Origin of the sequence: Paeniglutamicibacter sp. (genome assembly GCF_046714615.1) — a bacterium.
Taxonomy (GTDB): Bacteria; Actinomycetota; Actinomycetes; order Actinomycetales; family Micrococcaceae; genus Paeniglutamicibacter.
Genome location: NZ_JBKKAP010000128.1, coordinates 16,984 through 27,762 on the forward strand (window position 1 = coordinate 16,984; position 10,779 = coordinate 27,762).

Sequence of the window (10,779 nt, forward strand, 5' to 3'; positions counted from 1 at the left end):
CGCCCACGAGGAACGAGGGTTCGATGAATTCACCGGTGCTTCAGGATGCCGACGCATGGACCGAACGCGAGCAACTGGACTTCTTCGAATCCGCCGAGTTCGCCGGCATCCTGGCCGACGTCGTTCGACCGATGGGACTTGAGCATGCCCAGGTCTCCTTGGCGGAGCTGCACCACCGGCCCGGGGCAGGGGTCTCCGGTGTCTTTGAGGCAACCAACGGGTCGACAACCCTCTACCTGGGTGCCACGGCCGAAAAACTGGAGAAGTTCCCCGAAGGGGCAGTTCGCCTGGACAGCGGGCGGGGCACCGTCGTCGTTTGGCTGCATCCGGCCGACCCGCTGCTGCCCGGGTTGCGGTTGGCGACCACCCCGGGACTGGTCGAGGAAAAGTGGGGCGGCGGCCGTGTGCTGGAAGAGCTGCGCACCCTGGCCTATCGCCCGCTGCGCAGGGCAGTTCTGCTGGCGCGCTTCGGCGACGGCAACCAGCTATTCCTCAAGGTGCTGCGGAAGGACGCACAACTTCTCCATGACAAGCATCTGGCCCTGTTACAGGCAGGCATCCCCGCACCAACGCCCGTCGGCCCGCCAATCGACGGCGTTCTCGCCTTCCACCGGGCCAAGGGCGTGCCGTTGGCCGAAGCCCTGATGCACGCCCCGGACTTGCCGTTGGACCCGCAACGCATCATCGGGCTTCTTGACTCGTTGCCGCAAACGCTCATGGAGGTCCCGGCGCGGCCGGCCTGGTCGGACCGCTTGGGCTGGTATGGGCACGCGGCCCAAACCGCAATGCCGGACCAGGCCGAAAACATCGGGACCCTGATCCAGCGACTGGCGCGCATCCTGGAAACGTCCGAGCGCGGTGAGCTGGTTCCCAGCCACGGGGACTTCTACGAGGCAAACATCTTCGTGACCGACGGAACCATTACCGGGTTGCTGGATATCGATTCGGCCGGCCCCGGATATCTTGTCGATGACCTGGCGTGTTTTCTTGGACACCTGGCGGTCCTCCCGGGCCTTGACCCGCGGTATGAACGGGTCGGTGGCTATCTTGAACGCTATGCCAAGGCCTTCGAAGTGGAACTGGGCAAACGCGGGGTATCGGCCAACGGGCTATATGCCCGGGCTGCGTGCGTAGTCCTGTCCTTGGTGGCCGGCGCGCGGGATGAATCCAACCCCGGCTGGCGCACGGTGGCCATGGACCGATTGCGGCGGGTGGAGCAACTTCTTGACCTAGCTAGATAGCCACAAAACCTGGCAACTTGACTAGTTTTGGCCCTGAAATTCTAGGCCTATGGCCTATGGCGTGGAATTATTTCCCAGGTCGGGACGTCAAGATGAGAACGTTCTCATTCAATTCTCCTCTACGGCTCACATTCAGGAGTCATGCTGGAAGAAGATCACCAGCAGGACAACGAACGAAAGGTTCGAAACCATGAAGAAGTCACGCACATTTTGGTCAATCACCGGTGCATTTGGCGTAGTCGCCATCGGAGCGGGTGTTGCAGTAGCCCAGCCGGTCGTCCCCGTCAACGAGTCGGTGGTTGTGCAGGAGCGCTCGTCACAGCAAACTTCTTCCTCCGTGGAGCAGGTGGCCGCCGCGGCCGAAGCCTCCGCACAGACTGCCACATCGGCGAAGTCGGCTGCGTCGCCGGTTTCGGCTAAGACTGCGGTGTCTCCGGTGTCTCCGGTGTCGGCTCAGAGTCCGGTATCGCCGGTCTCGGCTCAGTCCCCGGTCTCGGCTCAGTCCCCGGTCTCCGCGCAGTCGCCCGTGTCGGCTCTGTCGCCGATATCGCCGAAGTCAGCTCCGTCGGCGGCCAGCGCCGCCTAACGGTCACGAGCAACAGCATGCGGCGGGTGCCGGTCTCCGAACCGGTACCCGCCGCATGTGCGTACACGGACCTCCACCTTCAACGGCCAAGTGATGCTTGACCCGGTCACCTGTACGGCTGATGTGGAACTGCCGTGGCATACGATCTCTGGGGAACCCGTGGATTCCAACGACCGACTTTTAGACCAGGTCGCAGCGGCCTCGATGTGGGCCGAGTATTCAAGAGCCCACCCCGATGCGGTGAAGCTCTGGCAGGATTACACGATCGAGCGCATCGGGGATTCCAGGGTCCTGACCGACGCACTGCTGCATGAAGTCAACCACGGCCGCAAACGAGCGACGGTGACCTTGGACCGGCATTCCATGGATGACGGCCAACCGGTTCTGCGAGTAGGTTCTCATTGAATCACCTGTGATGGGCCAGTAACACATTCGATCATCCCGAAAAGCGTGGAACCGCCGTTGGGGACCTTCGGAAGCGCCGACGCGGACTTCGCCGGGGACGAGGGCGATGACGACAGTTCGCTGGAAAGCCGTAAAGCTGGAGAACCGAACACTGCAAATACCGGCTGCATACCGAAGTCGCAAGCGACCGCACCTTGAGCGAAGACGACGGGATCGTGTTTGAACATTTCTTGCTGGTGTGGCCGCCCGAGCGTGCCGGGAAACGGCCTGGATCCCTGGAGACGGATTCGTCGACTAGGTCGTGAATCCACCGGGCAATTGGCCGGGCAGTGGATGACCGAACACGCGGCTGTGGCACCGGAAAAACCCGAGCCACCGGATTCCGGGAACCAGCGGCACCCTGTGCGGAATGGGCGGATAAACAAGAAAAATGCACCCTCGAAGCACGCGGCACACCGAGTAATTAAGGGGTGGGCCCACGTATTGTCGTCCACCATTTCACAGACGTATGCTTCGGGCATCCGAGGCGTAGCCTGTCCATCCGTGATCCCCGAAGTGGATTCCGGATGGAGCTCGTCCTTGCTGGGAGTACGAGCCGTCAGCTGCGCACCGGATGCGGTTTCCTACTCGTAGATCAGAGGGATCTCATGAATAAGCTGCTCGCCATTCCCAGCGCAATTATCGTCGCGGCCGCAACGCTGTGGTCAGCACCGGCAACGGCGGCTCCTCCGCCCGGTGCGCAGCTCTCCGGAGCCATCTTCACCTCGGACGTCTCCGGTGTCCCCGTCAACTTGAACATTTACGACGCCAAGGAAGACGTCTACCTCAACGGCGGCCCCGGAATCAACGCCCCCGATGACGCAGCGGGCCTGCCCGCCGGCACCTACTCCTTCCAGGTCACCGACCCTTCCGGAAAGGTCCTGCTCTCATCTGACGCGGTTGAATGTCGGCAGTTCTCCGTGAATGCCAGCGGCGTCATCCAAGACACCACGCCTTCCGGGGCGTGCGCCCACGCCACGGGGCTTGACGGCGAGGACGGAGGAGCAACCGTCCAGCTGTTCCCCTACGCTGACACACCCAACAACGGCGGGGTCTACAAGGTCTGGGTCACCCCGACCAGCAAACTGGACTGTTCCGCCGCCGGCAACAAGAACTGCTTCGTACCCCGGTACAGCAAGGTGGACAACTACAAGGTCCGCAGCGACGTGATCGTCGAAATCGACGTGCGCTTCTGGAAGAACGGTGCGGCCTTGGACGGCTACGCCGCCACTTGGGTGGACACCAACGGTGCCCACAACATCAAGTACTCGGAATGGAACCCCGCCGTACTGGCCTTCCATGAGGCCCACTTCGAAGCAACCGAGCAAGGCACGCACTCCATCGTTGTGGCCAGCCAGCCCGGCTGCGGTATCGCGTCCGTCCAGGCACCCGACGGATCCTCGGCGAAGGTCAGGGGCGGAACCGCAACGGTACCGGTCACCGTCGCGAACCACACCGAAGGCGACCACACCTACTGGGTGGACGTTTCCTGCAACTAAGAAAGGATGCCGGCCCGGTGCCCCTAGTCATGTACCGGGCCGGTCCAGCCGCCCGCAAGGAGCGGCAAAATGGCAGACCACGGTCATTGACCGTGGTCTGCTCATTGGGGGGAACCGACGGCACTTCCCATCCCGTCCGATGGACAGTCGGCCGCACGTAAAGATTGGTGATTCCCTGCTCAGGAAGGCTCCTCGAAGCGGTATCCCATGCCGCGCACCGTGGTGAACCATTCCGCACCCAGCTTGTTGCGCAGGTACCGCACGTACACGTCAACGACGTTGGATCCCGGGTCGAAGTCGTAGCCCCACACCCGGGAGAGCAGCTGTTCGCGGCTCAACACCTGACCGGGGTTGCGCATGAAGGCCTCCGCCAACCCGAATTCCCTGGCCGAGAGGTCGATTTCGCGCCCGTTCAGGCGCGTGCGACGGCTGCCCGAATCAAGTTCCAGCGGTCCGACGCGAATCACCTGGTCCTCGGGTGCCGCGGCCTGGGGACGCAGCCGCAGGCGCACCCGGGCCAAGAGCTCCTCGAAGCGGAAGGGCTTGGCCATGTAGTCGTCCGCACCGCCCTCGAGCCCCGCAACGGTGTCGTCGATGCTTGAACGCGCCGTAAGGATGATGACCGGTGTGTCGACGTTGGTGGAGCGGATGCGGGCAAGGACGGAGAAGCCGTCCTCGTCGGGCAGGCCGAGATCCAGGATGATCAACTCGAAGTCGCCCGTCTGGGCCAGGTAGCCGCCCTCCTTGCCGGTGTCGGCGACCGTCGGCGCGAAGCCCGCGGCCTTGAGCCCCTTGGCGACAAAGGAGCTGATGCGGTCCTCGTCCTCAATGATCAGTATCCGGCTCATCTTCTTCTCTCTCCAGACGGGTGGGGATCTCAATGACGAAGGTCGAGCCGACGCCCACATCGGAGCTGACCCCGACGCTCCCGCGGTGTGCCTCGGCTATGGCCGAGACAATATTCAGTCCCAGCCCTGAACCTTCGGTGCGTTTCGAGTTGTGGCCGCGGCCAAAACGCTCGAAAATCCGGTCCTGGTCGGCAACGGCGATGCCGACTCCCTCGTCGCGCACCCAGAGGCGCAGCACCGGGTCGTTGTTGGCGTCGGTCGCGATGTTGGTTCCCATGGTAATCGTGGACCCGTCGGCCGAGAACTTCACGGCGTTGGAGCACAATTGCAGCATGGCCTGGGTGATGCGCTGGGGATCGACGTCGGCCGTGGCCTCCACCCGGTGGCCGATCCTCCAGACGCGGTCGCCGAGCGGACGCGCCTTGTCCAGCAGGTCATCGAGCAGCGTGCCGATGTTCGTGGCGACGGGCTGGACGAAGTCGACCCTGTTGGAGTTGGCGAGGGTGACCAGGTCGTTGATGAGGAACGACATGCGGTCCAGTTCCGCCAGGGCGATGTCCCGCGACTGGCCGACGTCCTCGGGGTCCAGGGGATCCATGAGTTCGAGGTGCCCCTGCACGATGGTCACCGGCGTCCTGAGCTCGTGGCCCACGTCGTCAAGGAGCTGGCGCTGGGAGACCATCGCGTTCTCCACCCGGTCCAGCATGGCGTTGACGGTGATTGTCAGCTCGGCCAGGTCATCGCGCCCGACCACCTCGATGCGCTGGGACAGATCCGATTCCGAGATCTTCCGGGCGGTGTCGCGCAGCAGCGCCACCGGGCGCAGGAACCTGCCCACCAGCAGCCAGCCGGCCGCCCCGGCCACCAGCAGGACGACGAGCCCGACCATCACATACCCCAGGAAGCCGCGATTCAGGGCCTGCTTTTCGGCGGTGTAGTCGTAGGCGAGGAACAGGTGGGCCGGCGGTTGCGGCTGGCTCAGGGTCAGGGGAATGCTCACCACGCGGTAGGTTGCCTGGCCGGTCGGCACCGTCTGGAGCATGACCCGCTCATCCGGAGCGTCGTTCACGGCCCAGGCGATGAACCCCGGGTCGTTTTCCGGGCGCATCTGCACGATCTCGGGGGCAGTCCATCGCACGGTGTCGTTGACCATGCTCAGCATTCCCTCGTGCCTGGCCGGCAGGGTCTGCTGCATTGCCGTGTACAGCAGGACCTCGGCCGTGAGAGGTTCGGCGGCAGTGGCCGTCTCGGAACTGCGTGCGGCCAGCACCTGGAACTCCTGGACGCTTCGCTTGAGCGAGTCGTCGATGCGGGCGTCCATGGTCCTCACCTGCAGGAGGTAGACAACGGTTCCGGTGACGGCGAAGGCCAGGGTGATCAGGCCAAGCATTCCGGCAAGGACACGGGTGCGGACGGAGAACCCGCGGCGGGCAAACTTTGTGCCTTCGGGTGCGTTTGCAAGTTGCTGGGCGAGCTCGGGGATCCTAATCATCGTCGTCATCCGACTCATCCTCGTCATCCGACTCATCGTCGTCATCGTCGTCCGCCTCGGATGGCGGCAGCGGCTTGACCGGCGCCGACTTGCTGGGCAGGGCAGATGGCTTCGGCGTGGGTTTGGCGGAGGGCTTGGCGGATGGTGTGGCGGATGGTGTGGCGGAAGGCTTGGGCCTGGGCTTGGAAGATTCCGCAGGTGAGGTCGAGGTTGGCTTCGGGGAGGGGCTGGGGGCCACGGAGGAGGGTGACGGGCTGGCCGGTGCGGACTCCTGCTCGACGTTGATCGCCGGACCCAAGTTCACTGGAGGGGGAGCAGACAACCCCATGGCCACCACATAGGTCCCCAACCCCAGGGTCAAGAACACCGCCAGCCAGGCCACGATCTTGCCAGTTCTTCCCAATCCCATGAGCACAAGTATTGCCGATAATGATGAGACCCAAATGAGAAGGGGATCCAGGCGCGATCGCATGGGGCGAAATTTCCAGGTGCTCGGCAAGGGGTGGCCCGGAGTGTGAAGGGGACCGTTGACCATCCGCAGGTCCGAGCCGTTCCGCATATTGACAGCGGCAGGGCCAAGGTCGACCCTGAGGGATGGGGGTATCAAGGTATTCCGAGGCTTTCGGAATGCAGGGTGGCTGGTGTGCAGGACTTGGGGACGGGCATCGCTATGAGCACTATTGTTGGAGGAGAAAAAATTCGGCGCGGTTGGCTGAATGTGGTCCAGGCGGGACCCGCATTGGTCCAGGGTCGTCGCATCGTGAAAAACATACCGAGGCTGAAGGAGGCCGCCGGTCCGAAGTGGGGCTCGGTCGATGTTTGCGGCGAAGGAGGGGCACCTTGTCGGCTGCTGGTCATCGGGGAATCCACCGTTGCCGGGACGGGCGCTCCCACTCACGAGCTCGCGCTGACCGGCCAGTTGGCGGTGGGGCTCTCGGCTCGGCGCCACCTGCCGGTGGCTTGGGAAGCCCAAGGGGTCAACGGGGCGACCCTGGAACGCATAGGCAGCGAGGTCCTGGAGCTGGTCCAGTATCCGGACCCGGACATTGTCGTCTTGGTTGCCGGTGCCAATGACGCCATGGCCGGGCGAACTCCGGCGCATTGGGGCGGGGACCTGCGCAGGATCCTGGCGGCCTTCCTTGATCCGGGCAGGCCCAGGGAAATCGTCGTCGCGGGGGTGCCGCCCTTCAGGTTCTTCCCTGCGCTGCCGGTGCCGTTGAACGAGTTCCTGGAACGCCGGGCAAGCCGCCTGGATGCGGTGTCGGCACGGGTGTGCAGGGAACTGGGTCTTGCCTTCGTGTCTTTCGCCGACGATCCGCCGCTGGGGGAGGCCTTCTTCGCTGCCGACCGTTTCCATCCCTCGGTGGCGGGCTACGGGCACTGGGCGAATTTTCTGCTCGATGCGCTGAACGAACCCCGGCCGGAACTCGCCTCGACCTAGCGGCCATTCGTGAAAACAGCGGAGGCCTGCTTCCTGCCCCGAGGGACGGAAACAGGCCTCCGCTGTTAGCTGTGTGGAAGTGGCCCTAGTAGGCCTTGACGCGCTGTTCCACGATCAGGTGGATGAGGGCGAACTGGCCCTTCTCATCAATCGCCTCGAGGGCCGCCTCGAGGGCCGCCGGGATATCACTGTCGTTCTCGACGCGCACGCCGAATCCGCCAAAGGCCTGGGCCATCATCGCGAAGTCGGGGTTCTTGAGCTGGGTGCCGGAAACGCGGTCGGGGTAGTGGCGTTCCTGGTGCGTGCGGATGGTTCCGTACTCCTGGTTGTCCATCACGATGACCAGGGGAGTGGCGCCGTACTGGGCGGCTGTGGCGAGTTCTTGGCCGTTCATGAGGAACTCCCCGTCACCGGCAATGGTGACAACGCGTCGACCAGGGTATGCCAGGGATGCTGCGATGGCCGAGGGCACGGAGTATCCCATGGAGCCGTTGCGGGCGCTGAGCATGGAAGCGTAGCGGTGGGTGGGGAAGTAGCGGTGCGCCCAGTTGGTGTGTTCGCCGGCCCCGAAAGTCACCATGGCATCCTCGGGCAGCCTCGGTACGAGGTTGGCCATCAGGGTATCCATCCTGGCCATGCCTGCCGACGGCGCCGCCGGGGGCAGCGCGGCAAACTGCTCCTGCTCACGCCGCATCCGCTCCGTCCACGCCTTCCACTCTTCCTTCACCGGCAGGTCGATACCGCCAAGGTCACGCACAAAGGCTTCGGGTTTGGCCAGGATCTGCCGCGAAACAGGGCCGGAGCGGCCGCGAAGCGAGGGGTCAACAGTGACCAGGAAGTTCATCTTGTTCCAGTCCTGCCGGCAAACGAACCCGTCCGTAATCACGTCCCCGGGCACCGTCCCCACAAATACCAGCAGGTCAGTCTCCTCAAACAGGTCATACGTGGGGCGGGGGCGGCCGTAGCCGATCGGGCCCACGTAGGACGGCGAGTCGAAGGACACCGTTCCCTGCGTCCGCCACTCTGCTGCTGCCGGGATGTGGTGCCGTTCCAGCCATTCGGTCAGCTGGTCCGCCGAGGCCTGGGTCCAGTCGTTGCCGCCGGTGACGAAGAGCGGCTTGCTGGACCGCGCCAGGGCATCCTGGAGCGCGGCAGCGTCCGTGCTGCTCATGCCGCCCGCCGCCACGGGAATCGCGGGATGCAACGCCGGGTCGATCTGCTGCCGGATGATGTCCTCCGGCAAGCCCACCACCACCGGGCCCGGCCGTCCGCTCATGGCCGCGAACATCGCCTCGGCCACAATCTCGGACGCCCGCTCGGGATGGTCCAGGACCATAACCCGCTTGGCGCCGGTGTCGAACCAGGCCTTGATATCGAACTCCTGGAATGCTTCGCGGTCCCGGTGCGCGAACGGGATCAGCCCAACGAAAAGCAGCATGGGAGTGGAGTCCTGCCAGGCGGTGTGCAGCCCCACGTGCGCGTTGGCCGCGCCGGGGCCACGCGTCACCATCGCGACGCCGGGCCGCTGGTGCATCTTCCCGTCGGCCTCCGCCATGTAGGCTGCCCCGCCCTCGTGCCGGCAGACGATCGTTTCGACGTCCGAGTGGTGCAGTCCGTCCAGCACGTCGAGGAAGCTTTCACCCGGAACCACGTAAGTGCGTTCCACGCCGTGTGCCACCAGAGAATCAACGATCACGTGTCCGGCAGATTTTAGGGCTGTGCCCTTTCCGGCGCGGGGAAGGTCCGGATGGCCGGTCCGGGAAGGGTCTTCACGGGCAATGACGACGGCGGCGGGCTGGGTGGGGGATGCGATTGCGTGGGTTTCCGGTGTCATGGGCTTTCTTTGGCTGCTCGGATGTGGCTGCTCGGATGTGGCTGGTTTTCGGTGGCGGAAGGTGTGGTTTACCTGAAGGTCTCTGCCGGCGGGTTGGCGACCACCGGGGAGAGGCCGGTGTAGCCGTCGCGGGTTTGGGCGATGTCGTTGATGCGTTTGCGGCAGGCGTACCAGCCGAGGACCATCAGGATGGAGGCGATGGCGGTGACGAGCATGGTCAGGGGGGATTCGATGAAGACCATGATGAGCACGCCTGCGAGGAAGAGGATGGAGAGGTAGCCGGTGTAGGGGGCGCCGATCATGCGGAAGGAGGGGCGTTTGAGCCAGCCTTTGTTGGCCCAGCGGTGGAGTTGGATCTGGCACAGGACGATGGTGGCCCAGGTCATGATGATGCCGACGGAGGCGACGTTGAGGACGATTTCGAAGGCGTCGGCCGGGACGAGGTAGTTCAGCGGGACCCCGAGGAGGGACACACCGGCGGTGATGGCGATGCCGCCGTAGGGGACGCCGGCTTTGTTCATGCGGGAGGCGAAGCGCGGGGCGGAGCCGTTGACGGACATGGAGCGCAGGATCCGGCCGGTGGAGTAGAGTCCGGCGTTGAGGGAGGACAGGGCGGCGGTGAGGACGACGAGGTTCATGATGACGTCCACGCCCTGGATGCCGATGGAGCCGAAGAAGGTCACGAAGGGGCTGACGCCTTTTTCGTAGGAGGTGTAGGGCAGCAGCAGGGCCAGAAGGATCACGGAGCCGACGTAGAACACCGCGATGCGGAAGACCACGGAGTTGATGGCTTTGGGCATGATTTTTTCGGGGTTTTCGGTTTCGCCGGCGGCGGTGCCGACGAGTTCGATGGAGGCGTAGGCGAACAGGACGCCCTGCATGAGGATGATCATGGGCAGCAGGCCGTTGGGGAAGATCCCGCCGTTATCGGAGATGAGGCTGAAGCCGACCTGTTGGCCGTCCACGGGGGTGCCGAAGATGACGAAGTAGGTGCCGACGATGAGGAACACGACCAGGGCTGCGACCTTGATCAGGGCGAACCAGAATTCCATTTCGCCAAAGACATTCACGGAGACCAGGTTCAGGGACAGGACCACGATCAGGGCGATCAGGGCCCAGGACAATTGCGGGACGGCTGCCATCCAGGGGATGTAGTTGCCGAAGAAGTTCATGTACAGGGCCGCGGCGGTGATGTCCACGATGGTGGTGGTGGCCCAGTTGATCCAGTAGAACCAGCCGGAGACGAAGGCTGCTTTTTCGCCGAAGAATTCCCGGGCGTAGGAGACGAAGGATCCTGAGGAGGGGCGGTGGAGGACGAGTTCGCCCAGGGCGCGCAGGATCAGGAACGCGAAGAACCCGCAGACGGCGTAGGCGATGACCAGGGACGGGCCCGC

9 protein-coding genes are annotated in these 10,779 nt (G+C 64.3%); 4 read left to right on the forward strand and 5 right to left on the reverse strand.

What is annotated here, in order from left to right:
* The first annotated feature begins 23 nt into the window (after positions 1-23).
* The 3 genes from ACLQ7E_RS15450 (at position 24) to ACLQ7E_RS15460 (ending at position 3,770) form a co-directional block, all read left to right on the forward strand.
* Entirely contained in the window at positions 24-1,241 is a 1,218-nt protein-coding gene (locus ACLQ7E_RS15450; RefSeq protein ID WP_411733470.1) for a phosphotransferase, read from the forward strand.
* 745 nt (positions 1,242-1,986) lie between these two features.
* The gene (locus ACLQ7E_RS15455) at positions 1,987-2,232 is read left to right on the forward strand and encodes a hypothetical protein (protein WP_411733471.1); all 246 of its coding nucleotides are present in this window, start codon (positions 1,987-1,989) and stop codon (positions 2,230-2,232) included.
* Positions 2,233-2,879: 647 nt separating this feature from the next.
* On the forward strand, positions 2,880-3,770 hold the full coding sequence (locus tag ACLQ7E_RS15460; RefSeq protein WP_411733472.1) for a hypothetical protein: 891 nt from the start codon (positions 2,880-2,882) through the stop codon (positions 3,768-3,770).
* Between the two features lie 179 nt (positions 3,771-3,949).
* Here ACLQ7E_RS15460 and ACLQ7E_RS15465 read toward each other — a convergent pair whose 3' ends face one another.
* The 3 genes from ACLQ7E_RS15465 to ACLQ7E_RS15475 are packed head-to-tail and all read right to left on the reverse strand — an operon-like array spanning position 3,950 to position 6,519.
* Entirely contained in the window at positions 3,950-4,618 is a 669-nt protein-coding gene (locus ACLQ7E_RS15465) for a response regulator transcription factor (protein WP_411733473.1), read from the reverse strand.
* On the reverse strand, positions 4,596-6,119 hold the full coding sequence (locus ACLQ7E_RS15470; protein WP_411733474.1) for a sensor histidine kinase: 1,524 nt from the start codon (positions 6,117-6,119) through the stop codon (positions 4,596-4,598). The genes ACLQ7E_RS15465 and ACLQ7E_RS15470 overlap by 23 nt, the downstream gene beginning before the upstream one ends.
* On the reverse strand, positions 6,103-6,519 hold the full coding sequence (locus ACLQ7E_RS15475) for a hypothetical protein (RefSeq protein ID WP_411733475.1): 417 nt from the start codon (positions 6,517-6,519) through the stop codon (positions 6,103-6,105). Before ACLQ7E_RS15475 ends, ACLQ7E_RS15470 begins: the two co-directional genes overlap by 17 nt.
* Before the next feature lie 351 nt (positions 6,520-6,870).
* Here ACLQ7E_RS15475 and ACLQ7E_RS15480 point away from each other — a divergent pair, with 351 nt between their 5' ends.
* On the forward strand, positions 6,871-7,551 hold the full coding sequence (locus tag ACLQ7E_RS15480; protein ID WP_411733476.1) for an SGNH/GDSL hydrolase family protein: 681 nt from the start codon (positions 6,871-6,873) through the stop codon (positions 7,549-7,551).
* Positions 7,552-7,636: 85 nt separating this feature from the next.
* Here the strand turns inward: ACLQ7E_RS15480 and ACLQ7E_RS15485 are convergent, their stop codons facing one another.
* Positions 7,637-9,385, reverse strand: coding sequence for a thiamine pyrophosphate-dependent enzyme (locus ACLQ7E_RS15485; RefSeq protein ID WP_411733477.1), 1,749 nt, complete (start codon positions 9,383-9,385; stop codon positions 7,637-7,639).
* A 68-nt stretch (positions 9,386-9,453) separates the two neighbouring features.
* The coding region (locus ACLQ7E_RS15490) for an amino acid permease (protein WP_411733478.1) at positions 9,454-10,779 on the reverse strand (1,326 nt) is incomplete at its 5' end.

What these genes read in the sequence shown, in the direction of transcription:
- ACLQ7E_RS15450 (WP_411733470.1), top strand. Translation starts at nt 24, where the DNA reads ATGAATTCACCGGTGCTTCAGGATGCCGACGCATGGACCGAACGCGAG.
- ACLQ7E_RS15460 (WP_411733472.1), top strand. Translation starts at nt 2,880, where the DNA reads ATGAATAAGCTGCTCGCCATTCCCAGCGCAATTATCGTCGCGGCCGCA.
- ACLQ7E_RS15465 (WP_411733473.1), bottom strand. Translation starts at nt 4,618, where the DNA reads ATGAGCCGGATACTGATCATTGAGGACGAGGACCGCATCAGCTCCTTT.
- ACLQ7E_RS15470 (WP_411733474.1), bottom strand. Translation starts at nt 6,119, where the DNA reads ATGACGACGATGATTAGGATCCCCGAGCTCGCCCAGCAACTTGCAAAC.
- ACLQ7E_RS15475 (WP_411733475.1), bottom strand. Translation starts at nt 6,519, where the DNA reads ATGGGATTGGGAAGAACTGGCAAGATCGTGGCCTGGCTGGCGGTGTTC.
- ACLQ7E_RS15485 (WP_411733477.1), bottom strand. Translation starts at nt 9,385, where the DNA reads ATGACACCGGAAACCCACGCAATCGCATCCCCCACCCAGCCCGCCGCC.